Annotated in this window: 29 protein-coding genes and 1 tRNA gene; 19 read left to right on the top strand and 11 right to left on the bottom strand. The window is 39.2% G+C overall.

The genetic code is table 11. From position 1 onward, the window contains the following. Positions 1 to 87: 87 nt before the first annotated feature. Positions 88 to 696 carry a futalosine hydrolase gene (mqnB, locus tag H8B04_RS04540; RefSeq protein WP_190301589.1) on the bottom strand — a complete coding sequence of 203 codons (609 nt, stop codon included), beginning with the start codon at positions 694 to 696 and terminating at the stop codon, positions 88 to 90. Positions 697 to 749: 53 nt separating this feature from the next. On the opposite strand from mqnB, the gene H8B04_RS04535 reads away from it, so the two are divergent. From H8B04_RS04535 to H8B04_RS04500, 8 genes are all read left to right on the top strand, one after another. Next, positions 750 to 1,163 carry a 6-pyruvoyl trahydropterin synthase family protein gene (locus H8B04_RS04535; protein WP_165290402.1) on the top strand — a complete coding sequence of 138 codons (414 nt, stop codon included), beginning with the start codon at positions 750 to 752 and terminating at the stop codon, positions 1,161 to 1,163. A 27-nt stretch (positions 1,164 to 1,190) separates the two neighbouring features. Continuing rightward, positions 1,191 to 1,820 (top strand): GTP cyclohydrolase I FolE, encoded by a 630-nt coding sequence (folE, locus tag H8B04_RS04530; RefSeq protein ID WP_165290401.1) that lies wholly within the window; start codon positions 1,191 to 1,193, stop codon positions 1,818 to 1,820. Between the two features lie 153 nt (positions 1,821 to 1,973). Beyond that, positions 1,974 to 2,609 carry an O-methyltransferase gene (locus tag H8B04_RS04525; protein WP_190301588.1) on the top strand — a complete coding sequence of 212 codons (636 nt, stop codon included), beginning with the start codon at positions 1,974 to 1,976 and terminating at the stop codon, positions 2,607 to 2,609. Positions 2,610 to 2,631: 22 nt separating this feature from the next. Then, the gene (locus tag H8B04_RS04520; RefSeq protein WP_165290399.1) at positions 2,632 to 3,135 is read left to right on the top strand and encodes a glucosaminidase domain-containing protein; all 504 of its coding nucleotides are present in this window, start codon (positions 2,632 to 2,634) and stop codon (positions 3,133 to 3,135) included. 24 nt (positions 3,136 to 3,159) lie between these two features. Beyond that, a complete protein-coding gene (locus H8B04_RS04515) occupies positions 3,160 to 4,014 on the top strand; it encodes a glucosaminidase domain-containing protein (RefSeq protein WP_190301587.1) in 855 nt (284 codons plus the stop codon). Between the two features lie 55 nt (positions 4,015 to 4,069). Further along, on the top strand, positions 4,070 to 4,831 hold the full coding sequence (locus H8B04_RS04510) for a hypothetical protein (protein ID WP_190301586.1): 762 nt from the start codon (positions 4,070 to 4,072) through the stop codon (positions 4,829 to 4,831). Positions 4,832 to 4,842: 11 nt separating this feature from the next. After that, positions 4,843 to 5,832, top strand: coding sequence for a DUF3078 domain-containing protein (locus tag H8B04_RS04505; protein ID WP_190301585.1), 990 nt, complete (start codon positions 4,843 to 4,845; stop codon positions 5,830 to 5,832). Positions 5,833 to 5,843: 11 nt separating this feature from the next. Continuing rightward, positions 5,844 to 6,776 carry an N-acetylmuramoyl-L-alanine amidase gene (locus H8B04_RS04500; RefSeq protein ID WP_223815271.1) on the top strand — a complete coding sequence of 311 codons (933 nt, stop codon included), beginning with the start codon at positions 5,844 to 5,846 and terminating at the stop codon, positions 6,774 to 6,776. Here H8B04_RS04500 and H8B04_RS04495 read toward each other — a convergent pair. The 6 genes from H8B04_RS04495 to H8B04_RS04470 all read right to left on the bottom strand — a co-directional run bounded on the left by H8B04_RS04495 (position 6,773) and on the right by H8B04_RS04470 (position 12,855). Then, positions 6,773 to 8,485 carry a sodium:solute symporter gene (locus tag H8B04_RS04495; RefSeq protein ID WP_190301584.1) on the bottom strand — a complete coding sequence of 571 codons (1,713 nt, stop codon included), beginning with the start codon at positions 8,483 to 8,485 and terminating at the stop codon, positions 6,773 to 6,775. The two genes, H8B04_RS04500 and H8B04_RS04495, sit on opposite strands and share 4 nt — an antisense overlap. A gap of 105 nt (positions 8,486 to 8,590) precedes the next feature. Continuing rightward, positions 8,591 to 8,785, bottom strand: a complete 195-nt coding sequence (locus tag H8B04_RS04490) for a hypothetical protein (protein ID WP_165290394.1) — start codon at positions 8,783 to 8,785, stop codon at positions 8,591 to 8,593. 14 nt (positions 8,786 to 8,799) lie between these two features. Then, positions 8,800 to 11,268, bottom strand: a complete 2,469-nt coding sequence (locus H8B04_RS04485) for a PIG-L family deacetylase (protein ID WP_190301583.1) — start codon at positions 11,266 to 11,268, stop codon at positions 8,800 to 8,802. 340 nt (positions 11,269 to 11,608) lie between these two features. Further along, positions 11,609 to 11,866, bottom strand: coding sequence for a DUF6952 family protein (locus H8B04_RS04480; RefSeq protein ID WP_165290392.1), 258 nt, complete (start codon positions 11,864 to 11,866; stop codon positions 11,609 to 11,611). Next, positions 11,847 to 12,161, bottom strand: coding sequence for a thioredoxin family protein (locus H8B04_RS04475; RefSeq protein WP_165290391.1), 315 nt, complete (start codon positions 12,159 to 12,161; stop codon positions 11,847 to 11,849). Before H8B04_RS04475 ends, H8B04_RS04480 begins: the two co-directional genes overlap by 20 nt. Positions 12,162 to 12,222: 61 nt before the next feature. After that, positions 12,223 to 12,855, bottom strand: coding sequence for a peroxiredoxin (locus H8B04_RS04470; RefSeq protein ID WP_165290390.1), 633 nt, complete (start codon positions 12,853 to 12,855; stop codon positions 12,223 to 12,225). A 195-nt stretch (positions 12,856 to 13,050) separates the two neighbouring features. Here H8B04_RS04470 and H8B04_RS04465 point away from each other — a divergent pair. From H8B04_RS04465 to H8B04_RS04445, 6 genes are all read left to right on the top strand, one after another. Further along, positions 13,051 to 13,122, top strand: a tRNA-Arg gene (locus tag H8B04_RS04465). A gap of 210 nt (positions 13,123 to 13,332) precedes the next feature. Beyond that, complete coding sequence (locus H8B04_RS17245; protein WP_317170640.1) at positions 13,333 to 13,800, top strand: dicarboxylate/amino acid:cation symporter; 468 nt, start codon at positions 13,333 to 13,335, stop codon at positions 13,798 to 13,800. After that, the gene (locus H8B04_RS17240) at positions 13,797 to 14,564 is read left to right on the top strand and encodes a dicarboxylate/amino acid:cation symporter (RefSeq protein WP_262891405.1); all 768 of its coding nucleotides are present in this window, start codon (positions 13,797 to 13,799) and stop codon (positions 14,562 to 14,564) included. The genes H8B04_RS17245 and H8B04_RS17240 overlap by 4 nt, the downstream gene beginning before the upstream one ends. Positions 14,565 to 14,711: 147 nt before the next feature. Further along, positions 14,712 to 16,025 (top strand): mechanosensitive ion channel family protein, encoded by a 1,314-nt coding sequence (locus H8B04_RS04455; RefSeq protein WP_190301582.1) that lies wholly within the window; start codon positions 14,712 to 14,714, stop codon positions 16,023 to 16,025. Between the two features lie 197 nt (positions 16,026 to 16,222). Then, positions 16,223 to 17,602, top strand: coding sequence for a TrkH family potassium uptake protein (locus tag H8B04_RS04450; RefSeq protein WP_165290376.1), 1,380 nt, complete (start codon positions 16,223 to 16,225; stop codon positions 17,600 to 17,602). 16 nt (positions 17,603 to 17,618) lie between these two features. Then, the gene (locus H8B04_RS04445) at positions 17,619 to 18,296 is read left to right on the top strand and encodes a potassium channel family protein (protein ID WP_165290375.1); all 678 of its coding nucleotides are present in this window, start codon (positions 17,619 to 17,621) and stop codon (positions 18,294 to 18,296) included. A gap of 68 nt (positions 18,297 to 18,364) precedes the next feature. Here the strand turns inward: H8B04_RS04445 and H8B04_RS17005 are convergent, their stop codons facing one another. Then, positions 18,365 to 18,718, bottom strand: a complete 354-nt coding sequence (locus H8B04_RS17005; protein ID WP_223815270.1) for a hypothetical protein — start codon at positions 18,716 to 18,718, stop codon at positions 18,365 to 18,367. Positions 18,719 to 18,801: 83 nt separating this feature from the next. Beyond that, positions 18,802 to 19,422 carry a DUF389 domain-containing protein gene (locus H8B04_RS17000; protein ID WP_223815269.1) on the bottom strand — a complete coding sequence of 207 codons (621 nt, stop codon included), beginning with the start codon at positions 19,420 to 19,422 and terminating at the stop codon, positions 18,802 to 18,804. A gap of 324 nt (positions 19,423 to 19,746) precedes the next feature. Between H8B04_RS17000 and H8B04_RS04435 the strand changes: the two genes are divergently transcribed. Next, complete coding sequence (locus H8B04_RS04435; protein ID WP_190301581.1) at positions 19,747 to 19,959, top strand: universal stress protein; 213 nt, start codon at positions 19,747 to 19,749, stop codon at positions 19,957 to 19,959. A 101-nt stretch (positions 19,960 to 20,060) separates the two neighbouring features. On the opposite strand, the gene H8B04_RS16995 is transcribed toward H8B04_RS04435, so the two are convergent. Next, complete coding sequence (locus H8B04_RS16995) at positions 20,061 to 20,228, bottom strand: hypothetical protein (RefSeq protein WP_317170641.1); 168 nt, start codon at positions 20,226 to 20,228, stop codon at positions 20,061 to 20,063. Between the two features lie 327 nt (positions 20,229 to 20,555). Beyond that, positions 20,556 to 22,571 (bottom strand): BCCT family transporter, encoded by a 2,016-nt coding sequence (locus H8B04_RS04425; RefSeq protein ID WP_190301580.1) that lies wholly within the window; start codon positions 22,569 to 22,571, stop codon positions 20,556 to 20,558. A 473-nt stretch (positions 22,572 to 23,044) separates the two neighbouring features. Between H8B04_RS04425 and H8B04_RS04420 the strand changes: the two genes are divergently transcribed. The 4 genes from H8B04_RS04420 to H8B04_RS04405 all read left to right on the top strand — a co-directional run bounded on the left by H8B04_RS04420 (position 23,045) and on the right by H8B04_RS04405 (position 25,334). Next, a complete protein-coding gene (locus tag H8B04_RS04420; RefSeq protein ID WP_165290372.1) occupies positions 23,045 to 23,344 on the top strand; it encodes a hypothetical protein in 300 nt (99 codons plus the stop codon). 239 nt (positions 23,345 to 23,583) lie between these two features. Then, on the top strand, positions 23,584 to 24,213 hold the full coding sequence (locus tag H8B04_RS04415) for a putative DNA binding domain-containing protein (protein ID WP_165290371.1): 630 nt from the start codon (positions 23,584 to 23,586) through the stop codon (positions 24,211 to 24,213). Positions 24,214 to 24,216: 3 nt separating this feature from the next. After that, positions 24,217 to 24,603: an ATP-binding protein gene (locus H8B04_RS04410; protein WP_190301618.1), complete on the top strand. Its 387-nt coding sequence runs from the start codon at positions 24,217 to 24,219 to the stop codon at positions 24,601 to 24,603. A 53-nt stretch (positions 24,604 to 24,656) separates the two neighbouring features. Next, entirely contained in the window at positions 24,657 to 25,334 is a 678-nt protein-coding gene (locus H8B04_RS04405) for a DUF6904 family protein (protein WP_190301579.1), read from the top strand. The last annotated feature ends 10 nt before the right edge of the window (positions 25,335 to 25,344 follow it).

The following is a 25,344-nucleotide window of genomic DNA, read 5'->3' as shown; positions in this document are numbered from 1 at the left end:
AGCTAATATTTTAAAATGATATTTTCGCAAAATTAGGGGATGAAATGCGATGATATTTGTCATTTTTAGATAAGCTTTTTCGAATACTTAATAATTATTTAGGATGAAGTTCCTTAACCAATTTTTTAGATTATTTATGGCTAAGTCAATTTCCCAGGCTGATTTATTTCTTTTTTCTACATAATTGGAAATAGCTCTTATTTGTGCGCAATGTATATTTTGCTCTCCACAGGCAAAGAACACCGCGGCACCTTCCATACTTTCAATTTTTACATTTGGAAGTCTTTCCGCTACTTTACTAATACTGCTTTCATTGCCATGTACTTTGTTTACGGTAATTGCATCATAGATTGGGAGGTCTAAGATCAAATTATTCTGGGAAGTAAATGTGCCTTTTCCGAAGCACAAATCATCAATAGATATGAACGTTTCCCCATCTTCTGCCCCGAGTTCGTAAAAAGTGTCGGAACCAATCGATACCACACTTCCCAGAGATATTTTCCTGTCAAATGAACCCGCAATACCTACATTAAGTACATGCGATATATCTAGATTTAAAGCTAAATATTTACCCAAAGCAAATGCTGTCGCAGTCATCCCCACTCCAGTGATGAGATATGGAACTTCTCTTTCTTCCAATAACGGTATATTGTCCAAAATTTCAAATCTTGTGGCAGCGACAATCAAAGGCTTCATTTTCTTATGTTTTGAAATGCTAAGTTATATTTTTTTGAGGTATCTTTGTATTTATGATATATATCACACGAAGAGAGCGATTTTGCGCTGCACATAAATTACATCGGGAAGAATGGTCTGCCCAGAAGAATGAGGCTGTCTTCGGGTATTGTTCCAACCCCAATTGGCATGGTCACAATTACGAATTATACGTCACTGTGAAAGGTGAAGTAAATCCTGAAACAGGATTCGTAATTGATCTTAAAATCATGAAAAGTATTATCAATACCTATGTTATTGATAAATTGGATCATAAGAATATCAATTTGGATGTAGATTTTATGCAGGGTAAAATGGCATCAACAGAGGTGATTGCGATAGAAATTTTTCATCAATTGAAACCACATTTTGAGCAGCATAATGTCCTTTTGCATAGTGTACGACTACACGAAACAGAAAATAACTCCGTCGAGTATTTCGGCAATTAATAAAGTAATCAAACAAAATACAATAAAATGAGTAATCCTACGGATTTCAATGAGGAATTGGACGGTTATAAAAAAATTGACCAATATAATGAACAGCACGTTGATCGTATTGCAAATCATTATACGGATATTTTAGAAGCTTTAGGCGAAAACCCAAGACGCGAAGGGCTGATCAAAACTCCAGAACGTGTAGCTAAAGCTTTGCAGTTTTTGACACATGGATACGATATTGATGCCGCCGAGGTGTTGCGTAGCGCAATGTTTGAAGAAGATTATAGCCAAATGGTTGTGGTTAAAGATATTGAAGTCTATTCAATGTGTGAGCACCATATGTTGCCATTCTTTGGTAAAGCACATATTGCTTATATTCCAAATGGTCATATCGTAGGTTTAAGTAAAATTCCTCGTGTGGTAGACGCTTTTGCTCGTCGTTTGCAAGTGCAAGAACGTTTGACAAATGAAATTCGTGATTGTATACAAGAAACTTTAAATCCAGCTGGAGTAGCTGTGGTCATTGAATGTAAACATATGTGTATGGCAATGCGTGGTGTACAGAAACAAAATTCCGTTACTACTACTTCTGCCTTCACGGGAGCATTTCAAAATGATGTTACACGCTCCGAATTTTTAAGATTAATCACAGCATCTTTAGATTAGTATTTTAATACATATTTAAAAGCCTAAAAACCTGCATATAAAACGCATTATGCAGGTTTTTTTATTCGTAAATTAAACTAAATCAATTATCTAAAGTCTGTGTAATAGCACAAAAATCGACTGAAATTTAAATAAGTTATTAACTTTGTGGTTATGTTTCAGAACGAGGAGCGCATAAATAGTTATTTGGAGAGCATTTGTGACGAAGAAAATGCATTACTGAAAAAGATTAATAGAGAGACCTATTTGAGGGAAACTATGCCTCATATGATGTCTGGTCATTATCAAGGACGTGCATTAGCCATGATCAGTAAAATGGTGTCTCCAAAGCGAGTTTTAGAGATTGGGACATTTACAGGATACGCTACTTTGTGTCTGGCCGAAGGGCTGAAAACTGACGGTGAATTACATACTATAGATATTAACGAGGAGCAACAAGAGCGCGTGCAAGGTTACTTTGATCAGTCGCCTTATTCTTCTCAGATTCATTACCATATAGGTGATGCTTTTGAGATTGTTCCGACATTGGAAGGAGATTTTGACTTAGTCTTTATAGATGCAGATAAAAAAAGAAATCTTATCTATTATGACATGTTAGTAGATCGTGTTCCTTCTGGAGGTATTTTAATGATAGATAATGTTTTGTGGAAAGGAAAGGTTTTCGATGAGAATCCCGACAACCAAACAAAACAAGTCTTAGAATTAAACAAAACTTTGGCAGCAGATACTCGTGTGGAGAAACTGATACTGCCTATCAGAGACGGGCTTTTTGTGTTGCGCAAAAAGTAATGGTTGAACTAAAAAAGAGATTATGCAAAAATCTTTAATTAGCAAGGGGTTGCTAATAATGATCTTATGTTTAATTTGTGTAGCATCAACATTTGGACAACAAAAATTTAGTCCTACAAGCTATATAAACGAGCATAAACAGGTAGCACAGCAACTCATGCGTGAAACAGGTGTTCCAGCATCTGTGATTTTGGCAGTCGCTATTCACGAAAGCGCATATGGCAATAGCCGTATAGCCAAGCACTTAAATAATCACTTTGGAATTAAGGGAAAAAACAATAGCAAACAGATTAAATCTGCATATAAAGGCTATGCTTCCGTCATGGAATCATATAAGGATTTTATCGATTTGTTAAAAAGAAGAAAGTCTACAGAACATTTATTTGACAAGTATTCTTTCAAAAATTGCCAAGCATGGGTGAACGGAATTGCTCGTTCGGGATATTCACAGACGAAATCTTGGAAAACACATGTGATTGGCACTATAAATAGGTACAATTTAGATCAATACGATAAACTTCAGTAATATTTCCGTAACCGTAAAACCCCAATGAAATTACTTGTTTATTTGTTATTTGGAGCTTTAATATTGAGTTCATGCGCGACACGACGCTCATCTTCGACAGTATTAAAAAATCCTTCTTCGACACAGACGAATACATCCAATAGGAATTCCTCTGGAACAACAAATACTTCCGTACGAAAACCAACTTCCACTTCAGGATTATCTTACATTGATCAATTTAAAGACATCGCTATTGCTGAAATGGAAAAGTACGGCATTCCAGCCAGTATCAAATTGGCACAGGCGCTTTTGGAATCGGGAAATGGGAATTCTGCCCTGGCAAGAGAAGCAAATAATCATTTTGGGATCAAATGTGGAGGCACTTGGACAGGTCCAAGTATGACCAAGTCGGATGACAATCCGAATGACTGCTTTCGGGTGTATAGTAATCCAGAACAGTCCTTCAAAGATCACTCGCAATTTTTATTACGTAAGCGCTATGAGAAATTATTCTCTTTAAATAAGAATGACTACAAAGGTTGGGCTTATGGATTGAAAGAAGCTGGTTATGCTACCAACCCTCGGTATCCTGAGTTGTTAATTGATTTAATCGAGCGATATGAGTTATATAAATATGATTTGCCAGAAAGTAAATCAGAGAAAATAGCTCGCGAGGTAAAAGTTGAGACAACGATTGAGAAGAAAGAAGAGAAAGGTGAAGTGGTGCAGGCAGAACAAATCAAATCTCCTGTACGGATGGTCATTCACGAAGTGAAAACTGGAAATACTTTATATAGCATATCAAAGCAATATAATGTATCGGTAGATCAAATTAAACAATTAAATAACCTTTCATCGGAAAATCTTTCTCTAGGTCAGCTTTTAGTAATTAGCAAATAGTGAAAAGATGTTAAGAGAGTGGTAAATTACTGGATAATAATGTAGTTTTATCCTTGTGAAAATCAATATCTACCATATTCTATTTATATTGCTATGTTGTTTGCCCAAATCTTGGGCTATCGCTCAAGAAAGTATAGGAGGGATGGTGCTGGATGCGGAATCAAAGCAACGTATCGGAAAGGTATTTATTGTTAATAAAACTACAGGCGAGAACACTTATAACAACAGTAAAGGTGAGTTTAACCTGAGGCTAAAGCCTGGAGATATTATCATAGCTAATAAGGAAAATTATCACGGCGATACGATTTCATATGCAGGAGCCAAAGCTTTGATTATAAATTTAAAAAGAAAGACTATAGCCATAGCTCCAGTGACAGTAATGGGTAGAGTTTCTCCGGAGGAAATATTGGCTCGTCGTAGAGAGGAGTATAATAAAGCTTATCGGTTAGCGGATCCGGGAGATTTTGTTTCTGTGGGTCAGAATGGTGCAGGATTGAGTATAGATGCGGTATACAATTATTTTAGTCGAGAAGGTAAGAATGCCCGTAGACTAACGAAGTATTTTCAAAAGGAGTACGAAGATAATTATATTGATATCGTATTCTCGAGAGAACTTGTGCGTGGGGTGACAGGACTAGAGGGTGAGCCTCTAGATAATTTTATGATACGTTATCGTCCAGAGTATAATTTTGTACTGACAGCAGATAGATATCAATTGGTAAAATACATTAAAACGAAATACGAATATTTTAAACATATACCATATATTAAGCCATTACCAGATTTGAAGGAAATTGATTTAAATTTGGAAAATTAGACGTTTATATTATGTTAAGAAAGCTAACTTTTGTCCTAACTCTATTGGTGTCACTATTCGGCACACCCACATTTGCACAAGTTAATCTTAAAGATTTGCGGGAGAAACCAGATTCTAAGATTGTCAATGCGGATACAATTAAAGAAAATGCAATCAAGCAAATCAATGTTCCTATTCCGAAGTTGGGGTTGGAGGTTAATTATTGGAAGCATTGGACAAAGTTTGGATTGAATGCCAATCAAGCATCTTTTAGTGATAACTGGAATGCCGGAGGTGTAAATTCCATGTCTTTGATGGGTTTATTTTGGCATAAAGCCGATTATACACGTGATCGTTTCAATTTTGTGTCAGAATTAGATCTTAAATATGGTAAGATTCAAAACAAAGATCAGTTAGCTAAAAAGAATAACGACCGTATATTTTGGGATAATAAATTATCTCATAAATTTTCAGAAAAATGGGCGCTGTATTTTTCATTTACTTTTGAATCCCAGTTTGATGTAGGTTACAAATATGGAAAAGTGGATGGGGAAGATGCAATAATTGATACTATAAGCGCATTTATGGCACCTGGATATTTTACAGAGTCTTTTGGTTTGGAGTATAAGCCTGATAAAACATTTTCACTTCGTATTGGTACAGGTACTGCCCGTCAAACTTTAATATTAGATAACAGAATCGCTCCTAAAGAGGGAGGAAGTGCGGTATATGGTGTGGAGCCAGGAGAAAACTTTCGTAATGACCTCGCTTTTCAGATTACGGCCAATTTAGATCGTGATTTGTCAAAAAATTTAAATCTTAAGGCTAGATACAATTTGTTCGCGGATTATAAAAAGTTGAGTGATCCTGATAATAGATTGGATCTTACGTTAACAGCTAAAATAACCAAACTGGTTAATGTTACAGCGAATGGTATTTTGGTGTACGATTCTGACCAAAGTGGTAAAGTACAATATAATCAAGGTTTAGCATTGGGTATTTTGTTTTCATTACCTAGATAATAAGTGTAAAAATGATGAAGTGGGGTGGATTAGGATTGTTATTAATAACGGTATTATGTGCGTGTGGGTCGAAGAAGGATCTGAAGCAGAAACCACTAATTGCGGCTACTGAAAGTAAAGTAGATTCCTTAACACAGGTTATTAAAGAATCAGCAAAGTCTGTAAGGGAAAGCACCACGACCTTACTAGTTAGCGCGGACACGCTTCCTAATTTCCCTTCTATTCCAGTTATTAAGGAATTGACTCCCGAGGAAAAATTGATGGAGCAGAGGCGAGCGGGTGTCAATAAAAACACGGATTGGGCAAATGCTATTCATTACGACAACCGCAAGCCTAATTATGTTATTATTCATCATACATCACAAAATAGCACGGCTCAAACGGTTCGTACGTTTCAGTTAGCACATACCAAAGTCAGTTCGCATTATGTCATTGGTCGTGATGGGCAAGTAATTCAAATGCTGAATGATTATGACCGCGCTTGGCATGCAGGTAAAAGCAAATGGGGTACGATTACGGATATGAATTCGGTGTCACTGGGGATTGAACTGGATAATAATGGTCGAGAACCTTTTCCCGAAACACAGATAAACTCGCTTTTGGTGTTGTTAGATACCCTAAAATCTAAATATCTAATACCTCAATTAAACTTTATTGGTCATGCGGATATTGCGCCAACACGTAAAGATGATCCTAATGTCAATTTCCCTTGGAAAATATTGGCAGAAAAAGGATTCGGTGTGTGGTATAATGAAGATTTCCTTCCTGAGCCTCCTACTGCTTTTAATCCCACGGACGCACTCAAGATTATTGGTTACGATATGAGCAATCCAGAAGCCGCTATTCGTGCTTTTAAACGTAAATTTATTCGTACGGAAGTAAATGGTGTTTTGACGGCTAGAGATAGAGCTGTTTTATACGATTTGTATAGGAAGTATTATTAGTCTACTTCCGAATTCGTTACTGTAGCTTTCTTTGAAAATATCGCTTCAAAAAGGTACCCAAATAAAATAACTAGTACACATCCGATTAAATTCAACCAAAGGAAGGCTATGACTTCCTGTATCCAGATGATAACGACGATTATTTCTGTACATACTGCTGCCCAGAATACCGCATTTCCACGAATTCTCTTAAAGTAAAAAGCCACTAGAAAGATTCCTAAAATAGTCCCGTAAAATAAGGACCCCAAAATATTAACTGCTTCCAACAAATTGCCCAGTTTGTTTGCGAATAAAGCGACGATAATAGCAAAAACGCCCCATCCAAATGTGCACAATCGTGAAGCATTTAAGTAATTTTTTTCAGAAGCATTTTTATTGATAAGTCTTTTATAGATGTCTATAACGGTGGTAGATGCAAGCGAGTTAATTGCGCTGGATGTGGCTCCCATGGATGCAAGCATAATGATGGCGATGAGCAATCCGATTAAGCCTTTGGGGAAAACAGAAGTAACAAAGGAAAGAAAAATGTAGTTATTATCATTCGTTTCTGCTTTGCTGTCATTAGCTTTAATTAAACTTATTGCGGATTCGCGTAACGCATTTGATTGTTTATTTATAGACTTTAAATGTTCTTGGTTTTCTTTTATATGCTCTTCCTTGTTTTCAGATTTAGCCTGATGTAGATTATTTAATATTTGTACGCGTTGCTGAGTTAGAAAATCTTGTTCTGCTTGCAATTTTTTGTATTCTTCTCCATACGCGCTGTTTTCAATTTTTTGTATTTCGGTTGGATTAAAAAATAGCGGAGCGGAATTGTATTGATAGTATACGAAAACCAATACCCCAATTAACAGAATACAAAACTGCATCGGGACCTTTAGAAGTCCATTCATCAATAAACCCATACGGCTTTCACGGACTGATGATCCTGTCAGATAGCGACCTACTTGACTTTGGTCTGTTCCAAAGTAGGAAAGTTGTAAGAAGAAGCCGCCGATTAAACCTGTCCAAACCGTATATTGATTGTTCCAATCAAGTGTAAAATCTATAGCATTAGTTTTATTGGATGCCCCTGCAATGTGCAGCGCTTCTACAAAGCCTATTTCTGAAGGTAAAAAATGTATCACCATCATTCCAGCAGCAAGTAATCCCCCGAAGATAATACCCATTTGCAATAACTGGGTATAGGAAACGGCTTTAGTCCCTCCATAAGTGGTGTATAACACGACAATTCCGCCGATAAGTAAAGTCGTATAAAATACATCTACATGCAATACTGAGGACAGAATAATGGAAGGAGCAAAAATGGTTATTCCCGTCGAAATGCCTCGTTGAATAAGAAATAATAAAGCGGTAAGGGATCTGGTTTTGATGTCAAAGCGTTTTTCAAGGAATTCATAGGCGGTATAAATTTTAAGCTTATGAAATATGGGGACAAAAGTGACACATAGAACAATCATTGCCAGCGGCAGTCCAAAATAGAATTGGACAAAGCTCATTCCCGAAGTAAAAGCTAAACCTGGAGCGGAAAGAAATGTGATGGCGCTAGCCTGTGTCGCCATGACCGAAAGTCCTACATTGTACCAAGGTAATTCGCGATTACTAAGTAGAAATCCTTCAATATTATTAATATTCCTGCTTTTGTAGATTCCATACAGAACTATCAAAAGCAGGGTAGTAAAGAGTACTATCCAGTCGATAATACTCATGAGAAATATTGTGTAAATAAATACATTCCTAATATGCACAGGACGAGCCAGACAACCACTATCCAGTAAAATTGTCGCCAACTACGTGCAAAAGGTGGCATATTGTTATCTATCACTTTCTTTATGTGGAAGAATTACAGAAATAAAGATTGTAGCTACGATTAATCCGCCTACTAATCCGCCAATAAGGCTTAAGACAGAACCACAAGCTGCAAAAGAGATTAATGCACCAAAGATAGTTCCGATTAATAAAATAAGACCTTTTACATTTAAAGGTTGATCGTTTACTTGATTTTCCATGTTATTGTGATAATTTACTTTTCGTTTGTTAACAAATTTACAAATAATCTGTAAGCTCCGGGTACTCCAGCAGGCAATTGTCTGAAAAACGACAAGGAAGTATAAACAAATTTACCTTTTCCGTATTTTGCAATAAGTAAAGAACCATTATGAGGCTTTTCATCCTTATCATGCATACTTAATGGAGTTCTGTAATTGTTGTTTATATTTTCAGCAAAATACAAGCCACGTTCTTGTACCCAACCTTCAAAGTCTTTGCTGTTGATTTTATTGGGATAAGAAAAAGCAGGATCAGCAGAATCGAAGTTATATTTAGAGTCTTCTTCTGTGACACGCTCTCTCCCAATATTAAAATCATAAGGTCCCAGCTTATCTGATGTTAATCTGCCGTTTACATTGTATTGCGAGAGAACAACACCACCTTCTTTTACATAATCTAAAAGCTTTTTCAGGTTATTTCCACTGGTCTTCGCAACATTAAAATAGCGCACGCCAATGATTACGGCGTCATATTGTTTTAGGTTGCTAAGTGATAAATCTTTGTCTGATAATGTAGTCACGTTGATGCCAATTTGAGGAAGAGCCTCTGCTATTAAATCACCTGCGCCAGCGATATAGCCTACATTTTTAACCGAATTTTCCAATTGTACATTTTGGCAAATAATTTCAGTAGTAGGAAACCAAGTAATGGTCGGTATATGGTCGTAAGAAAGTGTTTTGATATGTCTTAAAACTTCTCCACTGTGACTAAATGTCAAAACAACTTTCTCGCTATTTGCAGCTGTAGGTTTTAAGATTAAAGTTTTAGTAATAGAATTTTCCTTCCCAAAATCAAGAGTCAAATTACTGGCTGAAATATTCCAACCTTTGAGTGGAGCAAGCTGCACCTCAAATTGTGATTTACTATTATCGTGACGTGTGAAGGTAATTTCAATGCTTTTTTCCTCTTGATTCTTGCTTAAAATAATATTAGAAGCAGCCTCTACAGTTATTTCGGGCAGCATTACCAGTGGATCATGTACTTCGCCTTTTACCGGATCTACATAACGATGCTGGATTTCCTGAAATAAGGCAATAGGTTCACCATTAATTTTGAAAGTAAAAGTTGCCTTTGGAGCTGCAGGATTTGTCGGATAGCCTACTGACTCAATAGGAATATTGAATTTTCCTAAAGTGTTCGGTTGTACTAACCAATACGGCTGCGAAGTGCTTTTGTAGATTGTTTTGGCATTGCCTCTCCACAGATTATTGGTTTGTAATGGTTGATTGACATCTTGGTCGTTCACTTTAACAAGTTCCGCCTGAATATCGGGATTGCGAACAATTACTTCTGCCTGAAAAGAGAAGTCTTTATTTACGACTTGTTGATTTTGATTGCTGTATGCATCCCACCAAATTCCTGCACAGGCAATAATCAAGTCCTGAACTTCTTGTTTCTTTTGTGCTATCCAATAACGATGGTTGGCTGCTGAAGGATTTTTGGTATCGATAACATAAGCTTCTAAAGCTTTTTTAAGTTTAATTAAATAATTAACAGATTTTTGTGGTTGTGCAGATACAAATTCCGTATTTAACTTCGTAATTAGCTGTTGAATAGTTTGCGTATTGGGAATTCTTTGCCAAGATGTTTCGACCTCATCCAATAAAGTTTTGTTTGCTTTGCTTCCTGCTACATGTTCAAAATATTCAAAGGAAGTACCGCGCGAAGACGCAGAGCCAAATCCTTGTGTTTTGTGTTGCGAACGGCTGTGTGCGGCTATTTCACCATACGATTGACCTAGAATAGCATTGTAATGGCCTATATCGATCTTCAGTTGATCTTCAGAAGTATTGTTTTGTCCACCGAAATTTGCGGTATTCCAAATCAGTCGTTTTGCTTGCCAGGTACTTAAAGTTTTTAGTTGCTCAGGGAATTTGTTTTTATCAGCTGCTGCTAGGAAAGCTTCGTGCGCTAAAATGGCCGAGGCTTGGTGATGGCCATGTCCGCCACGTTTGTCTGGTGGAAAACGTGTAATGATGATATCGGGTTGGAACTTACGAATAATCCATACCGCTTCACGTAAAGCTGTCTCGTGGTCCCAAAATTGAAAAGTCTCTTCGTGGGTTTTGGAAAAACCAAAATCATAAGCCGAAGAAAAGAACTGTTCACCTTTGTCAACTGAACGAGCCGCCAATAATTCGTGCGTACGAATCAAGCCCAAATTAATCCCCAAATCTGTTCCTAAAAGATTCTGTCCGCCGTCACCTCTGGTCAACGATAAATAAGCTGTTCTATATTTTTGTTCTTGAGCAAGCCAAGCGATCAATCTGGTGTTTTCATCATCGGGATGCGCTGCAAAATACAAGACCGAGCCGAGCGTATTGAGTTTTTGAAGGCCGATTTGAATATCGCTAGCGGATTTAGAAGCAGTCTGACTCTTTGCCGATTGAAAATGAAAGAGTAGGAAAGCTATAAGGGTGATGTAATTGGAAATATTTCGCATAGTTAAATATAATCGGTTTATCGCAAAATCTACAAATTGAAACAGAATTGTTAAAATGAAAAAAGAGTTGAAATATTACTTCAACTCTTTTTCAACAACAATTAAAAATCTTTTAGTCTTAAATAGTGTGCTTCAATAAATCTTTGGCGTTCTAGTCACAATTTTATAGAATGTGATGTAAACTCTGCGAGAGTTATTTTAGCTCTACTATAAAAGTAGTATAAAAGATTGAATTCCTATCTATTCAGGTAAAAAAAAATTTCCACATTGAAGGAGTTTTACACATGTGCAATCTGGAAATCTTTTTTCAAGTAAGATAGGAACAATTTTTTAATATTGTTTATTTGTCGATAGACCCTAAAACACGTTTCATAAACATGTTTAAAGCTTCTTTTTTCGGTGTACCTTCTTTGATTAATTTATCAACTTCGATCGCACCGTACATATTTGAAATCAGTTCGCCGATTACATCCAATTCTTCATCTTTCAATGAAGGCACTTCTGTAAGCGCTTCTAATGTTTCGATAGTTTCCAATACGTAATCTGCATCGTTTTGTTCGATGAATTCCGTAAGGTGCTTAATTACTGGTAACTTCATTTAATAAGTCGATTAATCCGTCGATTTTGTTTGTTTGTACTTGATTTACCAACTGGCCATTTTTGAACGCCGCAAAAGTAGGTAAATTATCTACATTAGCTAATTTTCTAGATTCAGGGAATTTCTCTGCATCTACGATCAAGAATTTTACATTCTCGTTTTCAGAAGCCATTTTTTTGAATTTCGGTTTCATAATACGGCAGTTTCCGCACCATGAAGCAGCATATTGTACCATTACGATTTCGTTGTTTGCTACAACGTCTTGTAATGTGTCGTTTTCTAATTCTTGCAACATAATAATAAGGATTTTTTGAATAAGAGGTGGAAGTACTCCACCTCTCTGATTTACTAATTTCTTAGTTCATAGATAAGTATGAAGCAACGCCATCACGTGTAGCGTTCATTGCTTCTTTACCTTCTTCCCAGTTTGCTGGACAAACTTCACCATGTTTTTGAACGTGAGTGTAAGCGTCGATCAAACGGATATATTCTTTTACGTTACGACCTAGAGGCATATCGTTTACTGACTCGTGGAATACTTTACCAGTCTCGTCGATCAAGTAAGTAGCACGGTATGTTACAGCAGAACCTTCAGCGATTAAACCGAATTCTGGGTGCTCAACTTCTTTAACATCCAAAATACCTAAGATGCTAGATAAGTTGCGGTTTGTGTCAGCGATAATAGGGTATTCGACACCTTCGATACCACCATTATCTTTAGGTGTATTTAACCAAGCAAAGTGAACTTCGTTTGAATCACAAGAAGCACCGATAACGATTGTATTACGTTTTTCGAATTCCGCTACCTCAGCTTGGAAAGCGTGTAATTCAGTAGGACAAACGAAGGTGAAATCTTTTGGGTACCAGAATAATAAGATTTTTTTGTTTTCTTGTTGTGCTTTTTCGAAAATGTTTAGTGAAATATAGTCACCTAAGTAATCAATAGCATCAACTGTAATGTTAGGGAAATTTTTACCTGTAAAACTCATAATAGTATCTTCTTTTAATGTGATGCAAAGGTAATCAATAGTAGTATATTAAAGTATAATTATTGCTTATATAGTATTGATATACTCTATATTTTAATTACATAAATATTGGTAGATTTTATGAGGTTTATTTTTGGATTGACGTTGCTTTTGAAAGAGCCGTTTTATATTTTTGAACAGTATATTTTCCTAGCTGGCCCCGTAGTTCAACGGATAGAATAGATGTTTCCTAAACATTTGATAGCAGTTCGATTCTGCTCGGGGCTACTAAAAAAGCTTTAAGGAAACTTGAAGTTTTTTTGCGTTTATAGCCTTTTGAAGCTTGATTTTGGTTACTTCACTACTTTCGGGTGGTTTGGGGTAAACAGGACAGTAACTTCATTGACAGATAACCACTAACAAAAAAAGAGAAAATATGAAAAATATTGCATTGCACTGCCAGATACTGATAGGTATTGTAGGAGGCATACTGACAGGGTGGCTCTGTATCCAGTTTACAGGAGGGCAGAATTTGTTATTGACTGGATAAAGCCTTTTGGTACTATTTTCATCAAACTGTTGAAATTGATCGCTATCCCTCTTATCATTGTATCTCTTATCAAAGGAGTTTCTGATCTAAAAGATGTAACACAGCTTTCCGGCTTGGGACTTCGTACGTTTGCCGTGTACATACTAACAACGATTATCGCTGTTACTATAGGCCTGGCGTTGGTTAACCTTATTAAGCCCGGTAGCTTTATAACTGAAGCTACCCGGGAGCAGATGTTACAAATGTTTGGAGGCGAAGTACAGCAAAAGGTAGACCAAGTTACTGGAGTACAGGAAGTCATAGGGCCCTTGCAGATACTCATTGATATCGTTCCGGAAAACATTTTTCATGCGACAACCTCAAACAGTAATATGCTCCAGGTCATATTCTTTAGCCTGCTGGTCGGTATGCGATGATATTGTTGCCCGCTAAGCAGATAGAGACGTTAAAAAACGTATTGGACACCGGAAATGCCATCATATTGAAGATTGTCGATATCATGATGATGTTTGCTCCATATGGTGTTGTATTCGCTCTTATTGTTACGCTCATTGCAGAGGCACCTTCCATTGATATGTTCAAAGCTTTGGCAATGTACGCTGTTACCGTTGTACTCGGGCTATTGGTTTTGGTATATGGCGTATACACGATGTTTGTCTATTTTTTTGGCAAAATGAACCCCGTCAAATTTTTCAAGGCTATTTTGCCCGCCCAACTGTTGGGGTTTTCGACCAGCTCGAGTGCGGCTACGCTACCTGCAACGATGGAGTGTGCAGAAGAGAACCTGCATATACGAAAAGATGTGCTGAGCTTTGTTTTGCCCATAGGAGCCACGATCAACATGGACGGTACCTGTCTGTATCAAGGTGTCGCCGCCATCTTTATTGCGCAGGTCATGGGATACGACCTGACCACCGCTCAACAGCTAAGTGTCATAGCAACGGCAACGTTGGCCTCTATCGGTGCCGCGGCCGTGCCGGGAGCCGGTATCCTGATGCTGGTAATCGGACTGGAATCTATCGGAGTCAATCCAGCCGGTATCGCCCTGATATTTGCCGTCGACAGACCATTGGATATGCTCCGGACAGCGACCGATGTGTCGGGAGATTCGATGGTCGCATTATTGATGAACAGGTTTAGTACGGCTAAGGCCAATCCCCCGCAAATTGGCGATAAATAGCAGTAGAAATGGACGAAAAGGAGCTATAAGGAGCAACAACTATACCGGATCACTAAGGGAAAAGCAAAAGATAAAATAGGGGCTGTGTACCCATTAGAAGCCTATCTAGCCCCATTTAGTTTATTTTTTGTACATTTGTTTGTTAATATGGAAAAAACAAACATCATTAACACGACCGAACAGACAACCAGTCAGATTTACCAATGGACATTTGAACTTGCAAAAACTGCAGGCGTGCAGGATAGAATTGCGCATATCCTTACCTCGGCCGGTTTTCTGATTGTCGCCTTTATCCTGTTGGCGCTCCTTGACTTTCTTTTGAAAAGTTTTTTTAATTCGATCGTTACACGATTGATCAAAAAGACGAAAAGTAACTGGGACGACTATCTGCTTGACAACAAAGTACATGTACACCTAAGCCGTCTTATTCTCATCGCTGTCTCACAGCAATTCTTACCGCTGATTTTTGTTGGTTTTCCCTCTTTTGTAACGGCTCTCGACAAATTTTTGAGCATACTGGTTATATTTGCGGTTTACGGGCTGGTAAACAGTGTTTTAAAGACTGCGCGGGATATCCTGCGATCTTCCATGGCGTTTGTGGATAAGCCTTTGGACAGCTATCTTCAGGTTTTTCAAATATTCCTCATATTTGTTGTCGGCACCCTGATCGTTTCTATTCTTACAGGCAATTCGCCATGGTCTTTTCTCGTCTCTCTGGGCGCGGCATCTGCTATACTGATGTTAGTGTTCAAAGACACGATACTTGGTTTTGTGGCCAGCATACAGGTCTCTGCAAATGATTCCGTACGTGTCGGGGACTGGATAGAAATGCCCAAATATGGTGTTGACGGAGATGTCCTACAAATCAATCTCAATAACGTGAGTGTACAAAACTGGGACAAGACGATTGTGACCATACCTACTTACACCTTGTTAAGTGATTCTTTTAAGAATTACAGGGGGATGCAGGAAAGTGGTGGGCGAAGAATCAAGCGCGCTATCCATATCAAGATATCAACCATCCGATATATGGATAACAGCGAAATAGAAGAACTGAGGAAAATCGCACTTCTGGCTCCATATATCGCACAAAGAGAAGAAGAAATCAAGAAATATAACAATGAACACAATGTTGACGAAGAGGTATTGGTTAACGGGCGCAGAATGACAAACGTAGGCCTGTTCAGGGCGTATATAAAAGCTTATGCCCTGCATAACCCCAATATACATCAAGGATTAACCTTGCTGGTCCGTCAACTGGATCCCACTGAAAACGGACTTCCGCTGGAACTCTACATGTTTACAAAGGGGACGGAATGGGCATTTTTTGAGGATGTCATGTCCGATATTTTCGATCACCTCTTTGCGGCGATAAAATATTTTGACCTGGAAGTCTTCGAGCTACCTGCATCAGATGATCTACGCCATCTATTAGACAAGCGGGTGCAAGAAATTCAATAATTAATGACAGGTCAGTCGGCTAGTATGCTTTTATCAGCGGTTTCCTTTCTTTTTAGCCCTCGGAAACAATAGCCAAGTATTCCTGCGGGTAGGAATGTCAGGAGGATCGAAAGGTTTTTGTTAAACATCTATAAACGGTGGATAAGTCCTGAAAATATTTTATAGTTTTACTGCTGTTTTTATTATACTTATCCGGAATGAAAAAGCGATTGTATAATCCTGCCCAGCTGTTTGTATTTAGTTTTTTTATGCTGATCGTTGCGGGCACGCTCTTGCTAAAATTACCTTTCGCCCTTCATAGACCGCTGGCTTGGACGGACGCGTTGTTTACATCGACCAGTGCTGTCTGTGTCACGGGGCTGGTAGTTGTGGATACTGCGAGCCATTTTACGTTTTGGGGACAATTGATTATCATGCTTTTGATACAGGCGGGCGGTATCGGCATATTGAGCTTTGCCGGTCTGTTTAGTTATTTTTTAAAGGGAGGAAGCTCATATGAAGACCAATTGACTATCGGAGGGTTCTCAAACACCAAACAAATGTCTGAAGTCTTTGATCTGTTAAAACATACAGTATTGATTACTTTTGGTATTGAGCTTGTAGGCGCACTCGCCATTTACAGCAGTATTGGAGATGAAATGTCAGCATTAGGCATCAAAAAGGTCTTCTTTTCCCTGTTTCATGCTGTTTCATCTTTTTGCAATGCAGGTTTTTCCCTCTTACCGGACGGACTGATGAATGAAACGGTTGTTTTCAATTATAATCTGCAACTGGTGATAGCTTTGATCTATATATTTGGTGGCCTGGGATTTCCTATTGTAGTCAATATATTGACCTATTTAAAGCATATTATAAACCGGCTTATTGGCAAATGGACATCTAAGAAAGACCTATACCGGCCCTGGGTATTGAATATCAATAGTAAAATCAATCTGGTTACTACCGTTGCTATTTCGGGTATTGCTACGCTTATTATCTTTTTTAATGAATATAGCCATGTGCTTTCAGAACATCGCGGTATCGGTAAGTTAGTTATTGCCTTTACCACAGCAACTACGCCACGGACGGCCGGATTCAACAGTGTCGATTTTGGAGCTTTGCAATTCTCGTCCGTGCTGTTTATAATCCTGCTGATGTGGATTGGTGCTTCTCCGAATTCTACCGGAGGCGGAATCAAGACGAGTACATTTGCTGTAGCCATATTGAATGTATTGAGCCTGGCCCGTGGCAAGGACCGTACCGAAGTGTTCAGGCGGGAAATCAGCGGGATATCACAGCAACGGGCCTTTGCGACGATGTTTTTATCCCTTATGACGATCGGCATGGGGGTATTTGCGATATCATTCTTTGAACCACAGCGCCCGTTGGTGGACATTGCCTTTGAGTGTTTTTCGGCCTATAGTACAGTCGGGCTGTCGCTGGGAGCAACCCCTGAACTCGCGTTGGGAAGCAAAATTGTCATCATCTTTTTGATGTTCATTGGCCGTGTGACCACTTTGTCGGTGCTCATTGCTTTTATCAAAAAAACAAGATATACGCACTACCGCTATGCGCAGGAAGAGCTAACGGTTTATTAATAAATAACGCAACATCATGAAATTTATCATTATAGGTTTGGGTAATTTCGGCGCCTCTCTGGCCATGAAATTAACGATGCAGGGCAACGAAGTCGTGGGAGTGGATCAACGGATGGAAAAGATAACTGCCCTAAAGGAAAAAATAACACATTGTATCTGTCTGGATGCTACTGATGAAGCCGCTTTCTATACTTTGCCCCTGAGGAATACGGATGTAGTCGTAGTGGCAATAGGAGAAGATGAAGGCGCCAATATCATGGTGACAGCCCTATGTAAAGAAGCCGGGGTCAAACGCCTGATCAGCAGAGCGGTCAACAGGCTTCATGAAAAAGTGTTGACCGCTCTAGGAATATCCGAGATTGCCCACCCCGAGGAAGAATCTGCCGAACGCTGGTCAAAGAAGCTTTGCATGACCGGGCTGGTGGATTCATTCGAGCTGAACAGTAATTACAGCATCGTCGAAGCCGTCGTGCCGGATAAATATGTGGGTAAAAGTATTCAAGAGATCGGTTTCCGCGAAAAATACGAGCTATTGGTATTGACCATTTTAAAAAGCAAAGAACAGAAAACAACCTTTGGAAAAAGTATGGTTACGACGATACTCCACGGTATACCTAAACCGGACACCGTACTGGAACAGGGCGATATATTAGCTATCTATGGATATAATGACCATATCAAATCTTTTTTATAGTTTGCTTTCTGCGCTGGTAGGCACGATTGCCAGGCTGTCATTGGGAAACTGGACAGACAGCCATTTTTTCATTTCTGCTCTTCCTCTTCGGGAAAGTCGTCCTTAGCCTGATAGACAAATGCTATGTAATTGACCAGGCTGTCCCTGGTATTGTAATACTGTTGCACACCAATGCTATAATGTGCTATCTGCGGGAACAGTATAGCCATATCAAGACGAAGCTGGACATTTGCCAGCTCATAGCGGGAAAGGCGCTGGTTCAGGCTACGGATCGTAAGATCTTTTTCATTAAAGCAGACGGTATGCTTGTCTATTTCGCTCAATATTGCAGACCTGAGATCTACGCTGTCCTGTTTGATAATGAGCTCCGTATTTTCGACACCATAAGATGCCAATGAGTTTTGGAGCTGTTCGATTTCCACAGGCTGAAATTTTTTTTGGTCAGGAAAGCCAGCTCCAAACGTTTCGGATTTTTATTGAACTGTATTTTTTCATAAACGATAGTTTAGCCTTTTTCGGCAAATTCATGCCGTACAAATTGCTTGATACGGTCACTGAATTTCTTTTCCTGCAAGAGGTTGTATGCAAAATACAGGCTGGGAGCAATCAATATGATAGTCAGTAAGGTAATGCTTTGCCCGATCCGTTTTTCCCGCAATTTGTCCACATAATGAACCTTGGGATACCGCAGATATTTGACGATAGCAAAGGTAGACAGACAAATGAAAACGCAATTGATGATGTATAGATAAATAGCGCCGGCAAAAAAGGAGATATTGCCTATCGCCAGTCCATATCCGGCTGTACAGAGCGGAGGCATCAGAGCGGTAGCGATGGCCACCCCGGGGATAGGGTTGCCCTTATTGACCCGTGTAATCGCAATGACACCGACCAGTCCGCCGAAAAAAGCAATTAGCACATCATAAATATTGGGCGATATGCGGGCCAGTAGCTCGGATTGGGCGTCTTTGAACGGGCTTAGCAGGAAATACAGAAACGATACCACCAGGCTGATCAATGTCGCGATCAAAAGATTTTTGATAGATTTTTTCAACAGCGGGAAATCAAATGTCCCTAAGGCGAAACCAGCCCTTAAGATCGGGCCCATCAATGGCGAAATCAACATGGCACCGATGATAACCGCTGTTGAATTGACATTCAGTCCCACAGAAGCGATGACTATCGCACAGGCCAATATCCAGGCATTAGCACCCCTGAAAGAAATATTGCTGATGACATTCTACAGCACTTTTTCCTTTTCGTCTTCGTCTTTGTGCAGGTCAAAAAAATTAAACAGCTTGTTCATGACGGTTTCCAAAAATTAGTTTAAATAACAAATATATATATACATTAAATATAGTTTGTTTGGTTTCTCTTGTTTTTTGTTTCTTTTGAGAGTTGGTCATAGTCCAGTGATCTATTGAATTTTTTTTAGCATAAAAACGACATCATGAGACGAACCTTATTAGTTCCTACTGATTTTTCAAACAATGCATTTGTTGCAACAACCTATACCTTGGGACTGGCCAAGCTCTTAAACGCCGATGTACACATTATCCACGCCTATAGACCGCTTTATTCTGTCTTTCAAAGGCAGCTTGCCAATGAAACCGAAGCCCAACGGGCAGGATCGAAGCGCAAAAGCGGAGGACGGATTTTTTAGAAAAACTGGACAATGCCGGCAAAGTAGAAATAAGAACGTCTATCGTGAGAGATCATCTTAAAGACGCGCTTTTATTTTGTTAATAGCTTCTGAATATTCTTTTACAAATGAAGTGTCTTTATTTTTAAAATGAGTTGTTCGGCTGTAATTGAGGCATTGGCTTCGCTTTCGGTAAATAATACTGGTGGTATTCTGTAACCTTCCATTAAAGAATAGCCTTTTCCGTCTTCGGTCAAAATAGGGACACCTGCTTGTTCTAATGCTTTTATATCTCTATAAATTGTCCTGTTACTAACTGAAAAATTTATTCGCTAATTCCGAAGCTGTCAAAAGTCGTTTCGTTTGCAAAATTGTCAAAATTGCAGTTAGTCGTGAAAGTCGTTTAGTCTTGTTATTGTCGTCCATTTTCTTTCAGTCTAGGTTTACACGGTAGCTTGTAGCATTATGCCTAACTTATTTATTAGTGCTACAAAATTAAACAAATATCAAAAGTGTGGGCTACCTTACTCGTAATCGGAGTAATATATGCCGTTACACAATCAAAGAGTTGATACCCTATTTCCGCAGCAAACAGCTATGAGATTAGTGGTACATGTTCATTCTAATCTTCGGTTGGCATTACTGCTGATAAACATTTCGTTCCTTTTTTCCACAATGATCTCGATAAATCTTTCATAGTGTTTCAGTACGTCAGAGATCAGCTCGTTTTTTGTAAAAAGCTGTACATCATACCCCTCACGGGCATCCCCAAAATAGGATTTGGGAAAGTGGGTCTGGCTGTCATCCACATCGGGTAGATTCTCTTCATTGAGCAGATAGTCGGATACCACCCTTTTCTCGTTCTTTACACCATAGACAAAGTTATTTACAACATCATGCTTGATCTCGATCTCTATTCTTTGAGGTTTCTCATAGGAATTGATCGTTGCATCAATATTATTTTTTGCAAACTCCTGTTGCAGTTCATAAAAGGCTTCCTTTACCGTGGTGTCGATATAACGGCTAACAGATTTTTTATCATTAAAGGAAACGATCTGTTTCAATCGTTGTCTCCAGGACTCTCCCGACCATGGGATGGTCGTGGCTGAAAAATCACGTTCATAATATTTTTGGTCGATCGCCAAGGCCTTGACCAGACTAACGATAAATAACAGCATAATAACCGAGAACGGTAAAGCGGTTATCAATGTCATGCTCTGCAATGCGTTCAGTCCGCCCGCGTTCAGCAACAATAAGGCAAGCGTAGCAAGTAAAATTCCCCAACCGATTGTTTGCCATTTTGGTGAAATCCGTGCGTTTTTGCTAGCAATGCTGTTCATGACGAACATTCCGGAGTCGGCAGAAGTCACGAAGAAAATAATAATAATAGCAATGACCAAAAAGCTGATGATCTCGGTCAAAGGCAAATATTCCAAAAAGCGGAACATCAGCGCATCCGGGTTACTGGCAAGCTGGCTCAAAGCTCCGTCTGCGATATTCAGGTCAAACCAGATCGCACTGTTCCCGAAGACCGACATCCATATGAAATTAAACAGGGTAGGTATAATTAAGACCGCCGCAATAAATTCACGTATGGTTCGTCCTTTGGAAATCTTGGCGATGAACAGCCCCACATAAGGAGACCAGGAAATCCACCAAGCCCAATACAATATCGTCCAGTCGTAAAACCACGGTTGCGTTTCGGCTTCATAAACGTGCGTGTTAAAAGTAAGGCTAAAGAAATTATTGATATAGTTCCCGATGCCTTCCGTAAAACTACCTATTAGATATACGGTAGGACCAAGAACCAAAACAAACAGCAAAAGCACAACAACACTCACAATGTTGATGTTGCTCAATATCCGGACGCCTTTGTCCACACCGCTCACGGCAGAAATAATGGAAAGCGAGACCAATACACCTACAATCAATACCTGATAAATAAAGCTGCTCCCCGGTAAGACACCCAATGTTTCCAGCCCCGAGTTGATCTGCACTACGCCAAAACCCAACGTAGTGGTAATCCCGAAAAACGTACTGCAAAGGGCAAAAATATCGATCGTATTGCCCCAAGTGCCTTTAATCTTATCTTTCAGCAAAGGATAAAAACAGCTTCTCAAGGAAAGTGGCAAACGATAACGATAAGCAAAATAAGCTAAAGACAATCCCACAATACCGTAAATCGCCCACGCATGAATGCCCCAATGGAAAAACGTATAGAGCTGTGCATCCTTAGCGCGCTGGATGGCGGTATTTCCTGAAAATACCTCATTGGAATAATGTTGCATCGGTTCGGCAACGCTAAAATACATCAATCCGATCCCCATCCCCGCGGCAAACAGCATGGAGATCCATGAAAAGAAAGAATAAGCAGGCTTGCTGTCGTTTCTTCCCAAACGGATATTCCCGTATTTGCTGAACATCAAATAAACTAAAAACAGGACGAAAATCGTTACCGACCAGACATACACATAGTTCAGGTTGACAAAAATAAAATCTTTAACAGTGTTGAGCAGGTTTTCTGTCAATTTCGGATAAATGGCAGACAGCAAACAAATACCTGTAATGAAGATCAAACTGGGAACGGTTACGCCTTTGCTGAGTGTGGTTTTTATACTTCTAAATTTTATCATATCGTACTTTCAAACAGTTGATTTTCCGAAATAAAAAACGGAAAGCCTTATCCCGGGATCTCCTATACAATGATTATATAAAAGACAAAACAAATTATCGTGATTATAACCGAGATTCCTTGGGTATGCAGTGATAAGATCATCACTTTGGAAAAATAGCTATACAAATGTAATCAAAAAATACGAACAGTCTTAACCTCAGACTTCAGATCGGGGCAAAAAAGCCGAAGAATAGACCGTTTTGACGGGATTTTTTACAAGCGAAGCAGGCAAATATCATCACAAACTGTCTCTATCAAAGTAAGTGTGCCGGACTAAGGGGCTTATAAAAATGACGGTATAAGTTTGATCCGTTTGCCTGCTCGCCCACAGGCCAACTTTGGCCTTTTCGTTTGTTTTTCCCTACCTTTGTCCTAATTCTTGGTCTTTAGCCCTGCTCAGAAGGGCTTCTTAAACGAAAAAATCAACACAGTTTGTCTAAAAAAGTAAGTGTTATAGGAGGCTGTAGCTGGGCTACGGCGTTAGTCAAAATTTTAGCTGAAAATAAAGTTCATTTTACCTGGTATCTTCGTCGGGAAGAGCAGGCCGATGCTGTCAATAAGAATGGCACTAACCCGGATTATCTGAATTTTGTCTCGTTCAACAAACCTTATGTCGTGGCAACAAATGATCTGGACAAAGCCCTTGATGCATCCGGATATATTCTTTTTGCTATCCCAAGCGCACACTTGTATAGTCATCATAAGGCGGTGCGGTGGTACCCCCAGACATAAAGTTCGGGTCGGTATTGAAGCCATCCGTACGGTAGTAGTTGGCGGAGATATTGGCCGATCCACGTTGGTGGTGGAAAGGTGTTTCGCCCTCCAAGGTTACATCCGTAATATTCAGCGAGCCATACCGTAGCGAGGCTAAAGCCTGCGGCTGTATGGCACCAAGTTAAAGAGTTGATCTATCCAGTTAAGCTCTCTAAGTGTGGCTAGACCATTACCGGAGTGGTAGTACAAAACAGGAATTGAAAGGTATTGCCTTACAGGATTTTCTCTACAAAAAACTTGGCAGAACCTGGGATGATACGATAGTTGACGGAGCGACGTTGCAGGACATAGATGAAAGTGCAGTAACATCTTTTTTGAAAGCCAGTATCAAAAGTGGGCGTATCTACCACAATGCTGACAAGGATGACTTGCTTACCTTGCTGCAGAACCTGGATTTGATAACGCCGGAAAACAAACTAAGGTCTGCAGCCGTCCTTTTGTTTGGTAAAAGACCGCAGCGTTATTTTATACATAGCTATTTCAAAATCGGGAAGTTCGGCATGTCTGATGCAGACCTTAAATTCCAGGATACGGTTGAGGGAAGTGTTTTTGAGATGGTGGATAAGGTTATACAGTTACTTAAAGACAGATACCTGATTTCGCACATTTCTTATGAGGGTATACAACGGATTGAAAAGCTGGAATCTCCTGAAGCGGCATTAAGGGAAGCTATATTGAACGCCGTCGTCCATAAGGACTATACCGACACCACGATCCAGCTTAGCGTGTATGATGATAAACTGATGTTGTGGAATGCGGGAAAGCTGCCTGTTGATATTCCTTTGGAAAGATTGACGAAGAAACATCCATCTCGCCCAAGAAATTAGCATATTGCGGATACATTTTTCCGTGCCGGTTATATTGAATCTTGGGGGCGGGGCATTGAGAAAATGCTGACCGCTTTTCAGGAAGCCGGGTTGCCTGAGCCGATATTTGAGGAGTCTTGGGGCGGTGTCATGGTTACGTTACTGAAAGATATTTATACGGAGGTACATTTGCGGACTTTGGATATTAATGAAAGGCAAATTAGGGCAATACTATTTATCAAGGAGCATGGCAGTATTACCAATACCGCATACCAAAAATTAAACAATCTTGGGAAAACCGTTTCGACTACGGAGTTAATAGATTTAAGCGAAAAACAGTTGATTGAAAAAGTAGGAACAACAGGCCGCGGCACCAGATATGTTTTAAAGGGCCGAAACGGCCACAAATGACTAAGATATATGTGCGCCTTGTAGGTGAAATTTTAAAATAGACACGATTCACAATGATATATATAATTCCGACAAAAAGAGGTTTGGGGGAGGAAATTTGGGGAACCTATGACGACCTGAATAACTTTTATGAAGTTATTGGAAAGTTTTGGAATGACGAGAATAAAGCGGATAAAAAAGGATTCGACAATAGGGATACTTTGATTAGCGGCTTTTCTTACGAAATACGCAAGGCAAATGATGGAAACCGGCTGAAACTAAAGGGTGGCCATTTTTCGTTTGAGGAACAAGACTATTTTGGCGTTCAAATATCCTGGGTTCATTTCCTGTTCTCATTGACGGCCTTAAAATTCAATATGAGGTACGCTGAAACCAATAAATTCGACATTTCACAAATTCTCTTGATCGAATTTTGGCTGGAAAAAGCAATGTGTAGCTATGACGAAGTCGGGGCACAAGCTTTGATAGGTTTCATAGAAGATGGACTTTATGGAGGGAATGGCCACATTTACCAATGTATGCGAAGCATTAATCTTGATTTCTTCCTTTTGGGAGGCGGAAAGAAAGCCTTCCGGAAACTTCCCGATCTTTTAAAACGGGGCGTTTATTACACGGAAGAATACAGGGATTATCAAAAGTTTTTAGAAACAGAAGCTAAAAAATTGAACTGCGAAATATCTGAGCTTGAACTAAGTGACGATGATTTTGATTACGAAAACCTAAATTGGTAAAACTACAGTT

Origin of the sequence: Sphingobacterium litopenaei, assembly GCF_014692495.1 — a bacterium.
GTDB lineage: Bacteria > Bacteroidota > Bacteroidia > Sphingobacteriales > Sphingobacteriaceae > Sphingobacterium > Sphingobacterium litopenaei.
The sequence above is the reverse complement of the archived record's forward strand: the minus strand, read 5'-3'. Positions and strand labels throughout refer to the sequence as shown.

Coding starts and splice junctions, on each gene's coding strand:
- mqnB (WP_190301589.1), bottom strand. CDS start 696: ATGAAGCCTTTGATTGTCGCTGCCACAAGATTTGAAATTTTGGACAAT.
- H8B04_RS04480 (WP_165290392.1), bottom strand. CDS start 11,866: ATGAAGTTACCAGTAATTAAGCACCTTACGGAATTCATCGAACAAAAC.
- H8B04_RS04485 (WP_190301583.1), bottom strand. CDS start 11,268: ATGCGAAATATTTCCAATTACATCACCCTTATAGCTTTCCTACTCTTT.
- H8B04_RS04520 (WP_165290399.1), top strand. CDS start 2,632: ATGCAAAAATCTTTAATTAGCAAGGGGTTGCTAATAATGATCTTATGT.
- H8B04_RS04525 (WP_190301588.1), top strand. CDS start 1,974: ATGTTTCAGAACGAGGAGCGCATAAATAGTTATTTGGAGAGCATTTGT.
- H8B04_RS04455 (WP_190301582.1), top strand. CDS start 14,712: ATGGAAAAAACAAACATCATTAACACGACCGAACAGACAACCAGTCAG.
- H8B04_RS04435 (WP_190301581.1), top strand. CDS start 19,747: ATGAGACGAACCTTATTAGTTCCTACTGATTTTTCAAACAATGCATTT.
- H8B04_RS04490 (WP_165290394.1), bottom strand. CDS start 8,785: ATGGAAAATCAAGTAAACGATCAACCTTTAAATGTAAAAGGTCTTATT.
- H8B04_RS04450 (WP_165290376.1), top strand. CDS start 16,223: ATGAAAAAGCGATTGTATAATCCTGCCCAGCTGTTTGTATTTAGTTTT.
- H8B04_RS04405 (WP_190301579.1), top strand. CDS start 24,657: ATGATATATATAATTCCGACAAAAAGAGGTTTGGGGGAGGAAATTTGG.
- H8B04_RS17000 (WP_223815269.1), bottom strand. CDS start 19,422: ATGTTGATTTCGCCATTGATGGGCCCGATCTTAAGGGCTGGTTTCGCC.
- H8B04_RS04470 (WP_165290390.1), bottom strand. CDS start 12,855: ATGAGTTTTACAGGTAAAAATTTCCCTAACATTACAGTTGATGCTATT.
- H8B04_RS17240 (WP_262891405.1), top strand. CDS start 13,797: ATGATATTGTTGCCCGCTAAGCAGATAGAGACGTTAAAAAACGTATTG.
- H8B04_RS04535 (WP_165290402.1), top strand. CDS start 750: ATGATATATATCACACGAAGAGAGCGATTTTGCGCTGCACATAAATTA.
- H8B04_RS04515 (WP_190301587.1), top strand. CDS start 3,160: ATGAAATTACTTGTTTATTTGTTATTTGGAGCTTTAATATTGAGTTCA.
- H8B04_RS04445 (WP_165290375.1), top strand. CDS start 17,619: ATGAAATTTATCATTATAGGTTTGGGTAATTTCGGCGCCTCTCTGGCC.
- H8B04_RS04500 (WP_223815271.1), top strand. CDS start 5,844: ATGATGAAGTGGGGTGGATTAGGATTGTTATTAATAACGGTATTATGT.
- H8B04_RS04425 (WP_190301580.1), bottom strand. CDS start 22,571: ATGATAAAATTTAGAAGTATAAAAACCACACTCAGCAAAGGCGTAACC.
- folE (WP_165290401.1), top strand. CDS start 1,191: ATGAGTAATCCTACGGATTTCAATGAGGAATTGGACGGTTATAAAAAA.
- H8B04_RS04505 (WP_190301585.1), top strand. CDS start 4,843: ATGTTAAGAAAGCTAACTTTTGTCCTAACTCTATTGGTGTCACTATTC.
- H8B04_RS04475 (WP_165290391.1), bottom strand. CDS start 12,161: ATGTTGCAAGAATTAGAAAACGACACATTACAAGACGTTGTAGCAAAC.
- H8B04_RS04495 (WP_190301584.1), bottom strand. CDS start 8,485: ATGAGTATTATCGACTGGATAGTACTCTTTACTACCCTGCTTTTGATA.